Genomic DNA, 16,878 nt, shown 5'->3' on the forward strand with positions numbered 1-16,878 from the left:
CGCCACCTAAATCATCATCTCTAGTTAGTTCGCCTGTTTCTCTTGTGCGATGGCATCATCTAGCAACTTTTGCATTTTCGGTTGCTCTTTTTTTACATAGTCTTCAACTGATGTTTTTCCATCGAGTACAGGCTGGATGTTTTTGAAAAACTCGTCATACCATTCAGCAGTATACGTTTTTTCTGCCGGGAGACCACGTCCATAATCATTAATCAAATCAAGGAATTCCTGTTTGTTGGCAGGCTTGATTGATGTGTCCTCCACCCAAGTTTTTGCGATTTCCATGCTGTTTGGTAACTGAACTTGCGCATCCACTAAAGCTTGTTGCCCTTCTTGGTTAGCAGATAAGTACATGGCTAGTTCTGTTGCTTCTTTTTGATGTTGCGTCGTTGATCCTACACCAATCCCGAGTGAGCCGACCCACCCTGCTGGTTTACCTGTTGATCCCGCTGGCCACGGAAGAAGGTCATACTCAAACTTCAATTGATCTTTAAAAGCTGCCATATCCCAAGGACCAACAGGGAAAAACGCAAGTTGTCCTTTCATCCAGCGTTGATAGGTATCGAGTGTTTGAGATTCTCCGATTGATGGAGTGATTTTATGCTTTAATTGCTGGTCTACGAAAAATTGGAGAGCTTCGATGAATTTTGGATCGTCAATCGTTACTTTCGTTCCCTCTTCGTTGATCCAATCTGCTCCGTTGCTCCAAACGAACGGTTGCAATGCCCAGTTCACATTAAATCCTGTACCGTACTGATCCATTTTTCCATCGCCATTCGTATCTTTCGTTAACTTTTTAGCTACTTTAATGAATTCGTCCCATGTGTACGGTTTGTCCTTATCCGGAAGCGGTACCTTCGCTTTCTCGAACATCGTTTTATTATAGCCAAGCGCAAATGGTCCTAAATCTTTGGGTAGACCATATATAGCCCCTTTGCCAAGTACCTTTCCATCATAGCGGTACTTATCGACCCCTTTTTTCCAGATGTCTTCTAACTGGATGTCTTTCGATCCTTCGACGTTCTTTGTAATATCTAGTAGTACACCTGAGTTCACGTAAGCTTTGACTTGAGCCGGATTATAAAAGAAGACATCTGGCACTTTCCGTCCTGCAATTGCAGATTTTAATTTCGTATCATATTGATCTGGAGCTGTTTGTACCATTGTCACTTTAACGTCTTTATTGGCTTCTTCAAATCGTTTTACTGTTGCTTTGTACGCTTTTAATTCTTCAGGATTCCCGCGAAACATGAATGTGAGTTCGACTTTCCCGTCAGCACTTTTGCCATCTCCCGAACAACCAGCTAATGCTATCGATGTAGTCATCAAGGCAGTCATGGTTAGCGCAAACATTTTCTTTGATTTAATGTTCATTGTGAATTCCTCCATTGATTTAGTTTTCAGTGTCAAAGCGGAATTAAGATGTACGTACATATTTATTTAAGTAAAAACAATGTTTTTTATAGCGAAGCCCACACAACGCTATAAGAAAGACAATTAAAACGAGTTAAATGAACAATGAAAGCGTTTTCTGCACAATTTGAGTCTATTACACACATTCGGACATGTCAATTCGATTTTTTGTCATTTATTTCTTTTTTGTACGTACATTTAATTAGTATATCTTTTGGTTTTCTCTTAATTCCATAGCAAACCGGACAAATATTTGCTAATATGTAAGTACTATCACATCTTGTACGGATAAGTTTGCTGTTACAAGAAAGAAAGCAGGGACGCCTCATGGCACAACGGACAAAATATAGTATCGTTAAAGATCATATTCTCGATTGGATTAAAGATGGCACAGTACGTCCGGGCGAAAAAATTCCTCCTGAAAGTGAGCTTGTACAATCCTTTAAAGTTAGTCGCCACACGATTCGTCAAGCAGTTGGAGAACTTGTAAATGAAGGATACCTGTACCGCGAACAAGGATCAGGAACTTACTGCTCCCAAGTACTTCCTACACTAGAAGCTGAGATAACTGAACGTGCTAATAATGGAAAAAACATCGGTGTCATTACAACGTATATGTCTGATTACATCTTTCCATCTATCATTCGAGGAATTGAATCGCATTTAGCTTCAAAAGGGTACACGCTGACACTTTCGTGCACAAACAATGATGTAGACAAAGAACGTCAATGCCTCGAAATGATGTTAGATCGTCAAATTGATGGATTAATTGTTGAACCTACGAAAAGTAGTAACTATAATCCGAACATCAAATACTATCTAGAACTTGAGCAGCAAAACATTCCCTATTTGATGATCAACCAATATTACTCTCAACTAATGCCTCCTCATCTTATGATGGATGACGAAAGAGGTGGATTTTTAGCAGCGGAACATCTAATCAACCTTGGTCATGAACGGATCATAGGCTTGTTTAAGACGGATGATTTACAGGGTGTTTATCGAATGCGTGGATTCCTTCGTGCGTTTCGTGAATACAACATTCCTTTAGAGCCAGAATTAATCATTACCTATACAACGGAAGAGTTAATTCCAAGTTTTTATGATTCGATTGGATGTCTCTTTGAAAATGGAAAGCATCGACCAAGTGCTGTGGTTTGTTACAATGATCAATTGGCATTAAGTGTCTTGGATCAGTTACGGAAGCTACATCTATCTGTTCCTCGAGATGTCTCTCTAGTGGGTTATGATGATTCCGTACTTGCAGTGGCAACGGAAGTGAAATTGACTTCGATCATTCACCCGAAACAAGAACTTGGACGCGCTGCAGCAGAACGGATTATTGCAGCGGTGGAAAAAAAAGAAGCCCCTCCATCTCACATTTATGAACCGGAATTAATTATTCGTAACTCAACAGCACCATTTAATCGTCTCGAATCTAAATCTAGTTAATTTTTGAGCAGAACTTCGGGGGAGGTACTTATGAACTTAAGACATGAACAAAACAAACTATTCCAGCTACTTGAATTCACTACTGGACTCGTACAGTTGAACTTCATTTTTTTTATCACCCTTTTACCAGTCATCACGATTTTCCCAGCTCTTTATGCACTAACTGCCGTCACAAGACAGTGGTCAGTTCATCAAGATTACAGTGTTTTTCGAGCCTACATTCGTTTTTTTAAAGAAGCGATGCAATCCCATTTTAAATTCGGCATTTTGTGGACCTTCATCTTACTGTTTTTACTTTTTGATTTTTTAATCATTCGTCACTTAGAGACAGGACAGACCTTCTTATTTACGAGTCTGTCAATCGTCAGTCTGTTCTTCTTGGCTATTTCCGTTTTCTTATTTCCGATTCTCTCGCATTACGACTTGAAAAAAAGGGATGCCCTTAAGCTAGCCCTTTTTAGTCTAGTACGCTATGGATACATTTTATTGTTTTCATTTATTCTACTAGCAACATTGAGTGTCTTAACATATCAATCACCACTTTATTTACTGTTCGGCTTTTCATTTGTTATTTTTCTTACTACCAAACTGTACTTGCATCAATTGGATCGCGTGATGCTTGAATATTAATCGTTGTTGACAAGGTATATAAATGAAGACAAGCAATTACTTCGGTATAAATCTCATTTTAATCGTGAGCTTCTTATTAAGTTCTAGGTTACCAAAGGGACGATCCGAGAAAGTGTTGAACGGATGCAAATATCGTCACGGTAACGGCATTTAACGTTCCATTGTTTGAGAAACTGAAATGTGTTAAGAGAAAGACCGGGTTGCTCTATATAGCGCTTCTTTTCTTCCGAATCTCCCCATAAGATACTCGTATCAGGATAGTGAGTACAGATACATTCACTTACAGATAGAATGGATTCTGGAACAACCGTCCTATCCAAGTACTCTTTTCGGGAGGTTGGCAGAAGGAGAAAATATCCTGCAGAGAGGTAGTTCACGATTTGGCTCTTTACCAGGAAAAATACGTTCCATGAATATATGTAGTGATCTATATACGATAGATTGAGTACAAAAGAAATGAAAATATGGATAAAGAACAAAAGAGTAAAAATCATTCTTCATCAAACGCGTTCAGGAGCGCGTTTTGCATGAATAGTTCACGTCAAAGAGACGGGAGCCCTATTCTGCCTCATATATCCCTTCTCTGAAGTCATACACTTGACTCCATACCTTAATTTTTGTGCCATTGATTGTCACTGTATCCTTCGTCCACTTCACTTCTTTTATTTCGCGACAAGGATATTCCCAGTACATTCTACGCTTTTCTCCGTCCTTGTTCTCCATGATGCCAAGCATAGCAAAATCTACTGTCGCCCCACCATTTGCGCGGTAAAAACGAATCGTATACGCCTTATCTGGCGAAATACTTTTCGAGATATACTCTTCTTTTGGAACCATACTGATATCTTCGACAAATATGAAACGATAGACATACCACGCTACGTATAACGCAAGACATGTACCTAGTATAATTCCTAATATTTTCAGTTTCTTAATCACTTCTTAATCCCTCATTTTTACTTTATTAGCGCGACTCCTCAATCGTTCAATCAATCGCCCCAAAAACAAACCAACGTATTCTGATTGACAGACGCGATGCACATCCGCTTCAACAATTCTAAAAATTGATGTAGTTCCATGATTCGTTTATCTGACTGATGTATCATCCACGGCTCATTCGCATTATGATTCGCTTGATTCATTATCCACGCTTCCTTTGGTATACAATATCGTTGAATAAGCAGCTCGCAAATTCCGATTAACTCGTTCACTTCTCTTGCTGAGAACAACTTATCGCCGTAAGGATCGAGATTAATTAAGAGATCGCAACGATTAGATGTCCTTGCGAAGTCTTCTTTCAAAAAGCGTTGGACGTTACTCGGAAATAGGAGAATCTCCTTTTCGTTTTCTGGCACTTCTTTTAGACTCGTACTAATCCCAAACATGATCGTCCTCCTTTATATCATCCGTGCAGATATCACTCATAGTAATCGATGCTTTCTCCTTTTGGAAGAAACGCTTTTACCTTGTCCTCACTATCAAAACAGGCTTCATTTGAAAACAGATAGTAGCCCATGAAATCATGCTCCATCGTGATGAATGACATCTCTTTTGTCGCACGAATGACAGGAACGATACGTTTTTTTTTGAAAAACCATCCTTTGACCATTTTCCGCTCAAACGTCAAGAGATTCGTAAAAGATATGAAGTAAAAATTGTTTTCAGCTGCATACCAATACGTTTCGTCCAGCAGACGCTCAAGTTCGCTTATGTAGTTTACCTGAACGCTATAATAAGGACTGCTCTTATCTGGTTGAACCTTTGTATAGTATAGGTTTTCCTTCTGAAAAAATGGTTCCACCTCTTCATTGGTAAAACCACCGCCGAACGTAACGAATAGTGGAAAGCGATTCAGACGCGTCAAAAAATGCTTCAGTACTTCATTGGAGTCATGTTGATAGTCACGTTTCTCGTCATTCGGAATACATCCCATCGAATAAATCGACTTAACAGCACCTTGTGGATCAATATCGAGATAGTGGTCTTTGACCACTTTTGCATGATTCGTATGTTCATCGAGATAGATATACAACATAAAAATTCCTCCACGTATTCTGCTAGATCCATCTACATAATTGAACTGCTTGTTTCATCAATAGAATTCAATGGTACCATCGTCAGGAAAGATGGCTTTCACCTTGTCCTCGGTATTAAAACAGGCTTCATTCGAAAACAGGTAATAGCCCATGAAATCATGCTCCATCGTGATGAACGACATCTCTTTCGTCGCACGAATGACGGGAACGGTACGTTCTTTTTTGAAAAACCATCCTTTGACCATTCTCCGCTCAAACGTCAGGAGATTCGTAAACGATATAAAGAAGTCTTCGTTCAGAGCCCCATACCAATAGGTCTCATCTAACAATAACTCCAGTTCGGTCGCATCATGCACATGAACGCTATAGTATAGGTTCTTGTACGGTCGAACTTTTGTATACGATAGATCGTGCTTTTGAAAAAACGGCTCGACCTCCTCGTCCGTAAAACCTCCACCGAACGTGACGAAAATCGGGTAGCGATTGAGACGCGTCAAAAATTGTTTTAAGACTTGATTTGAATCGCCTTGATAGTCTCTTTTAGTTTCCATATCCGGTAGACAACCCATTGAATAGATGAAGTCGATACGTTCTGGTCGATCAACGTACAAGTATCTATCCTTAAACACTTGTGCGTGATTCATATGCTTCTCAAAATAGACATATATCACGATGCCACTCCTCCCTCAATCACTTTATTACCGCTCGATTTCATCTTCTGGAAACAGTGCTTCTATTCGATTACTGGCACTACTCTCTTTTTTTAATTAACCACCGTCTTACTTTTGTCATTTCAAACTTCAAAGTGAACCTTTTAAACCAAAGCCGCTATGAATCAGCGGCTTCTTAGTTTTCACTCTGTTTCGTGATCAAAATATGCGTTCTTTCAGGAATCTCAATGTCTTCTAACTGATCAAGTGCCAATGATACCGTCATACTTTTCACTTGCGGATCGGACTCTTCCCCAATCCAACAGGTATACAATTCAAACGATTCGCCCTCATCTAAGAAGTCACTCATGAGCGTAAACAAATAACGCAGCTTTTCTTTCGATTCCAGTGCAATTTCGGAATCAAAAGGTTCAACGATCTCGATGCCCCAGTGACTCGAAATTTCATATACATACCATTTATGAAAATGCTTCGTTTTTACTTCATACAGACAGTCTTGATCCGCAAAACAGGGGCCGATATATAAAGGAACGGTTTCACCTTTTTCATCTAAATTGAGATACTGTTCAGGAATTTGTCTCTCCATACAAATATATGATGCTAAGCTCATTATGCTTCCTCCTTCTGTGTGATGTTTACATCATTAATTGAAAGACGTCTTTCCATTGTCTATCTTTCCAAAATGAGCGATCTTTCCATTCGTACAAAAGTGATCGAGCATGCCAAATCGATTCGTTGCATCGCGGGTCACGATGAAGTTATAGGGCATCAATAACGAGAATTCAGACATGAAGTCTTCAAGCGTTTGCCGTGCGGGACGTGCATCTCTCGAAAAAAATCCTGGCGTGAATTCTTTTCGATTCAGCAAATGCAATAAACATTCTTCAAATACCGCTTGCCAATTGGAGTCGTGCAACGTCAACACGTGAATCGAATCGTCATTTTCTAAAACATCCCGACCACAAAAGACGACCTCGACTGGAAACGAGGCATTCGGTAAAACTGCATCGAAAAAGTTCTCATACTCTGTTCCAACGTCATCAAGCTCCTCATACGCGACTCCATACATCGAGACACAATCGTTCGTGACTCGGACGATTCCTTGTCCTTGTTTTTGGATGATAAGCGTCACTTCTGCTTCAGTCGCCATTTCCTGCTGTTCGATGACAAGGTGTTCGAGAAATCTTTCAAGCTGTGAGTCGTCGGTCATAATCAGGTGAGATCGGACCGTCCAATCTGAAAAATCGTCGATGTGTAGATTCTGCTTGAGTGGTCGTTCCAGTAACTTTACTTCAAATGGATACGAATACTGACTTACTTGAAGACGGACGAGGTCTTGCCAATCGTCGCGTGGTAGCAGTTCCCGGAACACATCGATCCACTCGTTTCGGTCAAGTAGCATCCTATTCTTATTTTTCATCTTTCACCAAACCTTCTAGTTTGCTACAGAGATAGCCCACGGTATGTTCATGCGTCGTCCGTTCTTCGAGATCATCATTGTCGACTAATTCATTGATTGTCTCCGAGATGACCTGCCATAATGCGGTTCCGTGATACTCGTCGTATGGTTTTCTCACTTCCGGTCCTCCTTTTATCCTCTTCGGATTTCATTCAAAAAACTCTCAGTCCCTTGGAACGCAGAAATCAGATCTTCTCCAAATAACGTGATGCTACCCTCCCACGGGTGACCGAGGTACCCCCAACGGAAATCACGAGCGATGAAAAAGGAATAATCGCCATCTGGAACTGCTGGAATCATCCAGTCTCCTTCTTCATTTCGAAGAAACGGGCGTCTTGGGTCGATCCAGTATCCTTGATGATTCCAATCGAGTGCCATGACGCGTTCTCCTTCAACGGTCAGCTCGGTCAGAATATGCTTTAGCGTTTGCTCGATTTCTTCGCTTTTCTCATAATCCACTTCGTATGTAATGAACGGACTCGGGGCATAGTATGAGGGGAAAACTGTCGTACTGGGTGCGAATTGAAATTGTTGATCAATGACGTGCCATATCTTCTCGTCCTCCGCTTGCGTCATCGGAATCCAACTCCATGGTTTACCTTCACCAATCAAATCGAACGTCGCTCCTTGAGGATATAGAACGGTGTACGCTGCTCCTTCTTGTACTGCAATTTTTGGTGCGTCTTGTACATCGCGTGCTTTCATTTCTTCAAAAATTAGTGTAACGGCTGCCTCGACATCAAGGACACGATAAAAGATATTCGTTGTACCACTGCCGATATCTCCCCCTTCGCAGTAGCCGTTCCCCGTATGAAGCAAACCATCATTGATTACTTCTTCCATCATGTGACGGTGCTCGAGCGCTGCTTCTTCCTGACCTTTCTCATAAGAAAATTGAACGATCAGTTCCGTATAATCGGTCTCGTTCAGCTCGAGATAGCCTTGACGTTCAAACTTCTCGATCAGCTGCAAAATCTGTACACCTAATCGTTTGAAGCGCGAAACGCGCATTTGCTTTACGTTTTCTGCTTTCACCCACGCTCCAACGATTCCTTGATGTTGAACGATGAGACGTTCCTCCGTATAGATTGTTTGGTAGAGTGTATTCGAGCCGCTTTGTTTTGTCAGTTGGATCATGAGTGGTTCCCGCTCCCTCCATCACAATGCGTTCAAGTCATGATCTTCTATGTATCCTAAAAACGTATCTTGCAATGCACCATCTGTCTCTACGGTCTCGACCGGATCTCCTGCTTCGTCGACTCGGACAAGTGCCAGTTTCGCTTCAAGCGCAGATCCATTTAGTCCTGAACTCCCATCGATGATACTAAATACATGGGAAACCGTATCGATGATCGTCTGTTCCATCATCTGTCTAATTCGTTTTTGATCCGCTTCGCTCGCCTGTTGGTAAAACGCGATGCAGGCCGTATAGTCATTGACGTTTGGATCGACTTCTTCTTCATAGATGTCCTTATAATCTGCCATACCGTCCTGAACGACCGTCCGATGGACCGCTTGAACGAATTCTTCCATCTCTTGATTCATGATTTTTCTCTCCTTTTATCAACACTTCGTAGTTCATATCTCTCATCTTGAACGCTTGCCGTTTACATCTGTTCGTCTGAACAGTGACTTATTCTGACCATACCGACAAACGGGTCCGAGGATCATTGTCATCGGTCACCCATTCGATTCCGGTATACCCACGTTTCATCGCATTCTCATAAAACGCTTCAGATACGTGCTGCTCCTTACAATAGATATCGACGTACGTGCAGTCATACACCAAAATCGCGATTTGACAATTGCTTTCCTGAAACCACTCATACGTCGTTCCCACTTCTTCAGTCTGACCACTTTGAAATGCAAACAATTCAGCAAAAATCAGGTAATTGCTTGGTCCTTTTAGCCATTTCGCTAGTTCATGTCCTGTCGCTATCCGATCGATTGAAAACTCTTCTAAACTGTCATACAAGTCCCCATCCATGGTTTGGATCGGAAAATCAAAGTTACGAAGAAGCCAGTCATACGCCTTCATCTCGATCGCACTTAATATGTCGAGCAAGACACGTCCCGGTTCATTCGGGATTTCAAACGATACGCCACGCAGACTCATCGAATTCCTTCTTTCTACATTGTTATAAGAAGGCTGCCGTATAAAAACACTGGAGTTCCTGTTCTTCACTCGAACTTCCCCATGTGCAGATGGCATAACCTTGTGCGGTCAGTGTCGTGACCATCTCGACGACTGGCAAACCTCCACATCCTGTTAAGCCGATGTCGAGCACCTGATCAAGTAACTCCTGACAGTGTGACGGTCGATCATGATTCGCACAAATAATGGTATACATAGCTGGAGAATCACTAATCATCTCGATGGCTGTTGTGAGCTGTTCGATGCCAAATTCAGCAATCCCAACGTAGTACGGTTCTTTGCCCACTTGAACCGGTACTTCCATTCGAGTGGTGAAGCCCTCGAGCATCTCTTCTCGTTCGATTAGACGCCACAGCTTGTAGTAATCAAAGATTCTTTTGGACTGAAACTGATTTCTAACACACACTACTACATAAAAGCGATATGTGCTCAGCGCATGCTTTTTCGCTAGCTCATCCCGGAACATCTCACTACTGATTTGTTTGAATTGGACGATCTCTTCTTGAAACAAAAGCATCTCACCGACTACACATAAACAACGAATCGATGAATTCGCATCCGCAAGCCATGGAAAGATGCGTGTCGCATCGCTATGTTCTTCAAGATACGTTTTCATGGAGCATCTCCTTTTTCATTCCCACTGACACGTCACGCTTTGATTGGTTTCAAATCGTAGATGTACGAGTTCATTTGTTTTGAGATTAGACAGTTTCAGCGAACTTTGAGCTTCATACGTATAAGGCAATTCGAATCTGACACCTTCGATTTTTTTCAGTAAAAAGGATGCCCAGTGCTGATTGTATTCATTCTCGGATAGAACATCCCATAACGCATCCTCACAATGATTCGCCTCATAGACATATAATTTCATGACCGTGTTCTCCGCTATCACGGATAACCCTGCGAATACGAGAGGGTTTGGAATTCGCGGTTTTTGAATGACCAAGGTATAACCCTCTTTCAAAAAGCGATCCAATTGTTCGCGGCTATCCGGCACCTCCTCTTCGATGACGGAAGCCGGCAGTTCTCTGATGCGGATTGGCAATCCCACCTCATATTCAAAGGGATCTTCGAGTGCGAGTAAGTCTTCACGGGAATAGATTATTTTCATGAGATCATCCTTACATTCTTTTATGGAGTGCTTTCAAATTACACGCGCGCCACGCATCACGGACGATATCTTGGAAAGTCGTTGCCTTCGGTTTGAGTTTTAACGTTCTATAGTCGAAACAATAGACAGCTTCGTCTGGACGCTCTTTTAATACTGCATAGTATTCGTCCTGTCTAAACGACGAACCAAAAAAGAAGTATTTGTCGCGGATTGCATCGAACTCGGTTAACGCGTATTCATCAAGACTAACCGAGAGATTGTATTGGATCTCATGCGATAACCCATTCCAGCTCGTCAGCGGTATACCGTATAAGTTCAACTCTTCGGTAAAACGCACACCGTTACAGACTCGCAAAATATTTTTATACCACTCCGGAATCGCGAAATGATCGGTCTCGAATGCTTGAATACGGGTTTCCGGACAAGGACTCTCAACGGACACTTGATAGTTTTGGATGGAGGATGAATAATCATACAAATACAGCTTGTGCTCCACCTTCTCACCTTCGATTGGAATGCTGTATTTCAAGAATTTTTGATCGTTCACATAAAAGAGTCGCATCGCCTGAAGGATATTCGTAAGAAAGACATCGTCTGGTAAAGCTGTGTTCTGATGATTCAGTCTTGGAACTTCAACGTCTTCTAGTGACACGTCTTCCTCGTCATCGTGTTCTTCAAAAGCCTCATGTTCTCAGAGGACGATCGCAATCCCTGTCACGTTATCGTCTTCCCGCCGGATGAGGACTTCATAGTGTCCATCCCCCATTAATTGAACGGCGACACCGAACGGAAACAGAAAGATCTCGTCTTCCATCATTTCGTCTGAGATCGCGATATAGAACGGGTCGATCTCGTCGTCGAACTCCAACGTATTTCGAATCTCCCAGTCGATGGCTTCCCGTCTCCCGTAATCCGCTGTGTTCATGACGACGAGCTGCGCTGAATCGACGACGACTAGATCGGATAACGGCTCGAAATCGGATGGAGCCATCTTCGTTTCTTCATTCATTGTTAGGTAAAGCAAATTGATTGATTCGAACTCATCTTCGTCATAGAAGACCGTCCAAATCGAACCTTGTTCAACTGGAATTGTCACGTTGTATTCTACATCCGACTCAAGGAAAGCCGGATCCGAGACAATCAGATTCCCTTTGTGACTTGTAAACGTGCCTAGTTTTTTCATGTTAAATACCTCTTTCTTAAATATAACGGAGAGGACATCTCTAACTTGGTAATGCCATTGGATTAATCAAACTCAACCCTTGATTCTTGTTGCATGCGCCACTCCATGAATCCGGTGGTTTGCTCTTGCCGGAAACGAGTCCAATCCGTTAAGGTTTGATTCATCTTCTGCCATTCGTTAATACATTCCGATTTCAAAACCGCATCTTCGAGTTGCTCGATTAGTAACCAAGCAACTGATAAGGTTGCTGCGTCCTCTTCTATTTCTCCTAAATACAAATCATCATCGAGATGGTGGAAAGAATACCAAAGTCCATACAAGTGATGATCAATCATCGTCTCGATCGCTAACTGCTCCCGTCTTCCTCCACGTGTAATCGCCTCTTGTAAGTAGATGAAACGGTCATCTTCATCAAAGAAAAGACCATACCAGCGATACGATCGGACGTCATCCGGCAACTCTTTCATCCATTGATTCAAGATTGGTTTTAGGAAGCGTTCTTTTAGTGGATGAATCAAGATGACCGAAGCGTCTGCCTCTCCTTCACAGGTAGTCAATAACCAACTCACAAACGTCCGCTGTCGTTCGAAGTACCATGTATCCGCTTCTTCAATGAACCCCTCCATATGTAACAACCACGCTTTGCGCAAGCCTCGTTCTTTCGCAAGAAGAGCACTATGTAAACGTGGTACCTCAGAAACGGCAGGTTCTTGTAGAAACTTATCTAGAAGCGACATCTTTCATCTCCTTATAAAATGTCATTGCTCCACTTTCATTTGTTGTCTCGTTTTTCGAAGATGAAACCAGAGGAGTAAACCCGTTCCAATCGACAGAACCGGAAATAGATGCGGGATATACTGCTCTTGCCGAAAACTGACATGCATTAAGAAATAATCGACGAAACAGATGACACGTAGCCACATCGGAAACTGATTTTTACTAATAAACGCTAAGAACATCAGAGTGATACCGATACCTAATACAACAAACGGTAATATAGTGAACGGTGTCACGAACTGGAACAGACCGAGACCCAGAAGAAGATAAGCGAGCCACGACGTCCGGCGGCGAAATTTCTCACGCTCTTTCCGTCCGGGTTGCATCCCGTAAATATCATCCTGCCTGTATCCTTCAGCCTGTTTCTTAGCAATCAATTCCTTCAGTCGTCGTTTAGCTTGACGCCGAAATGTATATCGTTCTTCAATTGAATCACTGACATCCTGATCGAGTTTCCATTGTTCGGTGACACCGTGATACATCTGGATTGTTCGACCATCCCGGTACATGACCCAGAAATAGATGATGCCATCCACTTGTTTACTGAGCGTGACAATCATTTAATTATCATCCTTATCAATTGAATTGGTCTTCTGTAGAGGTTTTAAATAGAAGCATGGTTCGGCTGTTCCGCTAGAAAATCCGTTTGATTGTATCTGTTTTGGACATAAAACAACAGGAGTGTACCCGTTCCAATCGCGAGACCAGCATATAGTCCCTCTTGGTATTCAACGTTCATGACACAGCAACTGATGAAACAAACCGTGCGTAGCCAGCCCGGTAAATAGTCTTTACTGAAAAAGACCATTCCCATTTGAAGTAACGCAAGCACTGCGATGATAATTGGAGAGACGAGAAAAGGCATCACTACCAGAAACAAACCGACACTAATCAGCAGAGACGCGAGTCCTATCATTCGACGCTTGAACGTCTGTCTTTTCTTGCGGTTCGGTGTCAGTCTGAATACGTCCTCGAATATGTATCCTTCTGCCTGTTTTTCCGAAATCCACGTATCCATCCGACGTTTCGCTTGATATCGGAACAAGTAGCGCTCTTCCATCGCTTGTTTCATATCGTCCTGATGAATCTCGTTCATAACACCGTGATACGTATACAATTTTCGTCCATCGCGATAGATGAGCCAGACGGACGTCATTCCATCGACTTGTTTACGAAGCGTCCGAATCATGTGAACCATCCAGATCTGCTAGGACATCTTCTGGATCCAGCTCAAGTCCGACGAGCTCCGGTCCCCAATCCAAGCCACAATACAGACCGTCGTCAATCATGTTCGGTAACCAGCCATCCATGAATAGATCTAAATCCAAGCGAATCAAGTGATAGTCCGCCCATTCCTTCGTCTGTAGCGCTTTCGCCGCTGATTTCGACGAAAAGAATAACAATACATCCGATTCCTCTTGATTCGACGGACAATTGGTCCAGCCCGACTGTTCAAATTTTGATAGACCATAGTCAGCTCCCGTTTCAAGAACCGTCTCTAAGAAAAGTTCTGCTTGTTCCGCACTCTGTTCCTTATTTATAAACATTTTAAGTGTCGGTGCTATCGGAAACAGCTCTTGTTCCTCATGATCCCATAAGACAATTGTCTCTGTGTCCGGAAGCTGATATCCGAATTCGTCACCTGTTCCGTCACGTGCGATTCGTAAGAAACCGGATGGGTAGTCCTCCGCATCCGTCGTATTAACACGAACAAGGTCGTCCCATGTCCGCTTGATATACTGCTCGTCCTTGATCGGATGAAACTCCCATTCGCCGATGCTGAATTTATTTTCGTGCTTGTACCTATTTCGTAGTTCTTTCGGAAGCTTAAAGCCAAGTTCTGCTTCTACCTCTTGTAATCTCTCTTCAGTAACGCCTGGTAAACCGATTTGATATGTCATCTATGTGACTCCTTCTTATACATTTTTGTCTTTAATTTTTTCGGTTAAAGTTCTTTCCTGCGGGATAAAGTCCGGTCAATCGTCTGCCATAATGAACTTTTGCCTGTCCCATCCGAAGCCGCGTCACGCCATACTGCTTTTTAAAATAATCAATGACGGGTTCAACGATATAAGACGGCTCCAAGATATGAAGGACGAATTCAATCGCTTCTGGACCATACTCATCTTCAAAAAAATACCCATTGCCGATTTCAAAAAGAAATTCATTGAGGTCTTCTTCAATGCTCAAACGATGCTCAAAGATGACATCATACTCTGTATCCTGACAAAAGATCTCGACGACAACTTCGTAGTAATCCGCTTCTTGAACGACGGAGTATCCGTCTTTTTCTTTCTCAGCTACGAGTTCTCGAATGTAGGCATCCAGATTAAAAAAGCGCGAGAACTTTTGCTCGCTCATTGGTTCTGTCAATCTCTCTCCCATGATGCCGTGAAACGTGTAGAGTGTCCGTCCATCCTTTTCAAACAGCCAAAAATGATTCTGACCGTTCATTGGTTTGATGAGTTGCATATTGTCACACAATCCTTTAGGTAATAAGTCAATGAAATTTATAATTTCTCCTAAATAGCTGTTTTCTTAAAAAATCAATTTCTCTACTTCATTATAAAAGTCATAACCATTTATGGGAATTTTTATTTATCATTAAACTCCTCTTCTTTCTAATTAATTCTTATCAGCGTAATCGCTATTAATTTAAATCAAATACAGTTGATATATTCTATTTTGATTACAATTCAAAATTTAAGATCTTTTATGTCAGCGTTATTACGCTCTATACGGTACTTATTCTTTCTTTATGGGTGGAATCGAATGGACACAGTGATCAGTCATTATTCGAGATTCAAGGATGAGATTCTCATCGAAGATTTACATAGTATATCGTTTTAAAAAGCGGCGCTTAGGTGTTGAAATATAATGTACCTGTCCTAAGGCACTTCCCTATTTCTCAAGTACGCTACGTATGAAGTATTTCCTTGATGTACACTATCGGTAGTATAAAAACGTGTACTTCGGAGGTGTTCGCACTTGAAAATGAAACGTTCAGCTTTCCTCCTTTTTTCGATCGTCTTCCTAGCAGGATGTAGTGATTACGATCAAGACGGTAATACGACGAGCGAGAAAGCAAAACAGAAATATGATGTAGCTATCAATCAAGTCTTCAAATCTGAAAATCAGTACTTGAAGAAGCAACAGGTTGATCGACAACTAAAGCGAAACACCGGTGAAACGGGCGCCATCGTTTATGAGGATCAAGGTCTCATTGAAATCTATTACGACCAATCAGCTAGAGGAGAAAGAGCCATTTATCAGAAAGACGGATCAACTTACGCGCGGAAGAGATACACGAAACAAATCAGCCGTAAAATCGATGACTCTGAAAAAAAATACCTTGAGAACATTGGAATCAAGTAACTTTCATCAGACTAGCCCAATTTTTACTTGTTTATATCAAAAAGAGTCGATGACTCTCCTCAAAGAAGAGAATCATCGACCCTTTTTCAAAAATACGATGTCATCGAACTATACTGTCACAAGAAGATTAGAAAATACGGAAAAGAAGTGCCCAGATGAAAGATTACGTTAGAAACCGATGTAAGTAGTCTGCAGCGTTCCGTTGCATGACTTTTAATTGATCTATTCTATAGTTAAGTCAAAAAAATACGTTTTTGGAGTGATAAAAATGGAAGATAAGGAAGAAAAATCACCTTATTATCTAAGAAGAATCCCCTTCTTTATTATTTCTTACTTATTTGCACCTTTAGCGTACATCTTACTTTTCATCAAATGGCGCACGTTAGATTCTTCCGTACGAGATGCGCGATTGATTGTTGCATCACTATTTTTACTACTCTTCATCGTTGATTTTTTTCCAGCTGGTCTATATCAAAACATCGTACTTGCTATCGCTCTCACAGTTGGTTTGTTTATTACCTTTATTGGATTAGGTGGCGCAAAAAAATAGTCGATTAACCGTACGTCCGGATTTATGAACGTCGTTTTGTTCCGAATTCCATCAATCCATTCCATT

The 16,878-nt window shown here is 41.6% G+C and carries 24 protein-coding genes; 4 read left to right on the forward strand and 20 right to left on the reverse strand.

Annotated features, from left to right (window positions below):
* Positions 1-24: 24 nt before the first annotated feature.
* Positions 25-1,368 carry an ABC transporter substrate-binding protein gene (locus KNQ14_RS07810; RefSeq protein ID WP_214860851.1) on the reverse strand — a complete coding sequence of 448 codons (1,344 nt, stop codon included), beginning with the start codon at positions 1,366-1,368 and terminating at the stop codon, positions 25-27.
* A gap of 372 nt (positions 1,369-1,740) precedes the next feature.
* Between KNQ14_RS07810 and KNQ14_RS07815 the strand changes: the two genes are divergently transcribed.
* The gene (locus KNQ14_RS07815) at positions 1,741-2,865 is read left to right on the forward strand and encodes a GntR family transcriptional regulator (protein WP_214860518.1); all 1,125 of its coding nucleotides are present in this window, start codon (positions 1,741-1,743) and stop codon (positions 2,863-2,865) included.
* Positions 2,866-2,895: 30 nt separating this feature from the next.
* Positions 2,896-3,495 (forward strand): DUF624 domain-containing protein, encoded by a 600-nt coding sequence (locus tag KNQ14_RS07820; RefSeq protein ID WP_214860519.1) that lies wholly within the window; start codon positions 2,896-2,898, stop codon positions 3,493-3,495.
* Positions 3,496-4,053: 558 nt separating this feature from the next.
* Here KNQ14_RS07820 and KNQ14_RS07825 read toward each other — a convergent pair.
* The 19 genes from KNQ14_RS07825 to KNQ14_RS07915 form a co-directional block, all read right to left on the reverse strand.
* Positions 4,054-4,434 carry a DUF5412 family protein gene (locus tag KNQ14_RS07825; RefSeq protein WP_214860521.1) on the reverse strand — a complete coding sequence of 127 codons (381 nt, stop codon included), beginning with the start codon at positions 4,432-4,434 and terminating at the stop codon, positions 4,054-4,056.
* Between the two features lie 50 nt (positions 4,435-4,484).
* Complete coding sequence (locus KNQ14_RS07830; protein ID WP_214860523.1) at positions 4,485-4,637, reverse strand: hypothetical protein; 153 nt, start codon at positions 4,635-4,637, stop codon at positions 4,485-4,487.
* A gap of 275 nt (positions 4,638-4,912) precedes the next feature.
* A complete protein-coding gene (locus KNQ14_RS07835) occupies positions 4,913-5,530 on the reverse strand; it encodes a hypothetical protein (protein WP_214860525.1) in 618 nt (205 codons plus the stop codon).
* A 57-nt stretch (positions 5,531-5,587) separates the two neighbouring features.
* Positions 5,588-6,202 (reverse strand): hypothetical protein, encoded by a 615-nt coding sequence (locus KNQ14_RS07840; RefSeq protein WP_214860530.1) that lies wholly within the window; start codon positions 6,200-6,202, stop codon positions 5,588-5,590.
* 175 nt (positions 6,203-6,377) lie between these two features.
* Positions 6,378-6,812 (reverse strand): hypothetical protein, encoded by a 435-nt coding sequence (locus KNQ14_RS07845; protein WP_214860531.1) that lies wholly within the window; start codon positions 6,810-6,812, stop codon positions 6,378-6,380.
* A 33-nt stretch (positions 6,813-6,845) separates the two neighbouring features.
* Complete coding sequence (locus KNQ14_RS07850) at positions 6,846-7,604, reverse strand: hypothetical protein (protein ID WP_214860532.1); 759 nt, start codon at positions 7,602-7,604, stop codon at positions 6,846-6,848.
* Positions 7,605-7,611: 7 nt separating this feature from the next.
* On the reverse strand, positions 7,612-7,779 hold the full coding sequence (locus tag KNQ14_RS07855; RefSeq protein ID WP_214748219.1) for a hypothetical protein: 168 nt from the start codon (positions 7,777-7,779) through the stop codon (positions 7,612-7,614).
* 14 nt (positions 7,780-7,793) lie between these two features.
* Positions 7,794-8,798, reverse strand: a complete 1,005-nt coding sequence (locus KNQ14_RS16735) for a DUF2716 domain-containing protein (RefSeq protein WP_251138337.1) — start codon at positions 8,796-8,798, stop codon at positions 7,794-7,796.
* 21 nt (positions 8,799-8,819) lie between these two features.
* Positions 8,820-9,206: a hypothetical protein gene (locus KNQ14_RS07865; RefSeq protein WP_214860533.1), complete on the reverse strand. Its 387-nt coding sequence runs from the start codon at positions 9,204-9,206 to the stop codon at positions 8,820-8,822.
* A gap of 88 nt (positions 9,207-9,294) precedes the next feature.
* Positions 9,295-9,777: a DUF2691 family protein gene (locus KNQ14_RS07870; protein ID WP_214860535.1), complete on the reverse strand. Its 483-nt coding sequence runs from the start codon at positions 9,775-9,777 to the stop codon at positions 9,295-9,297.
* Between the two features lie 22 nt (positions 9,778-9,799).
* Positions 9,800-10,432: a hypothetical protein gene (locus KNQ14_RS07875; protein WP_214860538.1), complete on the reverse strand. Its 633-nt coding sequence runs from the start codon at positions 10,430-10,432 to the stop codon at positions 9,800-9,802.
* Between the two features lie 15 nt (positions 10,433-10,447).
* On the reverse strand, positions 10,448-10,927 hold the full coding sequence (locus KNQ14_RS07880) for a hypothetical protein (protein WP_214860539.1): 480 nt from the start codon (positions 10,925-10,927) through the stop codon (positions 10,448-10,450).
* Positions 10,928-10,937: 10 nt separating this feature from the next.
* On the reverse strand, positions 10,938-11,579 hold the full coding sequence (locus KNQ14_RS07885) for an SMI1/KNR4 family protein (RefSeq protein WP_214860540.1): 642 nt from the start codon (positions 11,577-11,579) through the stop codon (positions 10,938-10,940).
* A 39-nt stretch (positions 11,580-11,618) separates the two neighbouring features.
* Positions 11,619-12,110, reverse strand: coding sequence for a hypothetical protein (locus KNQ14_RS07890; RefSeq protein WP_214860541.1), 492 nt, complete (start codon positions 12,108-12,110; stop codon positions 11,619-11,621).
* 62 nt (positions 12,111-12,172) lie between these two features.
* A complete protein-coding gene (locus KNQ14_RS07895) occupies positions 12,173-12,847 on the reverse strand; it encodes a hypothetical protein (protein WP_214860542.1) in 675 nt (224 codons plus the stop codon).
* A gap of 21 nt (positions 12,848-12,868) precedes the next feature.
* Positions 12,869-13,447 carry a hypothetical protein gene (locus KNQ14_RS07900; RefSeq protein WP_214860543.1) on the reverse strand — a complete coding sequence of 193 codons (579 nt, stop codon included), beginning with the start codon at positions 13,445-13,447 and terminating at the stop codon, positions 12,869-12,871.
* Positions 13,448-13,491: 44 nt separating this feature from the next.
* Positions 13,492-14,076 (reverse strand): hypothetical protein, encoded by a 585-nt coding sequence (locus KNQ14_RS07905; protein ID WP_214860545.1) that lies wholly within the window; start codon positions 14,074-14,076, stop codon positions 13,492-13,494.
* Positions 14,057-14,788, reverse strand: a complete 732-nt coding sequence (locus KNQ14_RS07910; protein ID WP_214860546.1) for a DUF2750 domain-containing protein — start codon at positions 14,786-14,788, stop codon at positions 14,057-14,059. Before KNQ14_RS07910 ends, KNQ14_RS07905 begins: the two co-directional genes overlap by 20 nt.
* Before the next feature lie 31 nt (positions 14,789-14,819).
* Positions 14,820-15,359 carry a hypothetical protein gene (locus KNQ14_RS07915; RefSeq protein WP_214860547.1) on the reverse strand — a complete coding sequence of 180 codons (540 nt, stop codon included), beginning with the start codon at positions 15,357-15,359 and terminating at the stop codon, positions 14,820-14,822.
* Positions 15,360-15,875: 516 nt separating this feature from the next.
* Between KNQ14_RS07915 and KNQ14_RS07920 the strand changes: the two genes are divergently transcribed.
* Positions 15,876-16,262, forward strand: coding sequence for a hypothetical protein (locus KNQ14_RS07920; RefSeq protein ID WP_214748194.1), 387 nt, complete (start codon positions 15,876-15,878; stop codon positions 16,260-16,262).
* A 268-nt stretch (positions 16,263-16,530) separates the two neighbouring features.
* Positions 16,531-16,812, forward strand: coding sequence for a hypothetical protein (locus KNQ14_RS07925; RefSeq protein ID WP_214860548.1), 282 nt, complete (start codon positions 16,531-16,533; stop codon positions 16,810-16,812).
* Positions 16,813-16,878: the final 66 nt, after the last annotated feature.

The sequence above is a fragment of the Exiguobacterium sp. s161 genome (assembly GCF_018619045.1).
Classification (GTDB): Bacteria; Bacillota; Bacilli; order Exiguobacteriales; family Exiguobacteriaceae; genus Exiguobacterium_A; species Exiguobacterium_A indicum.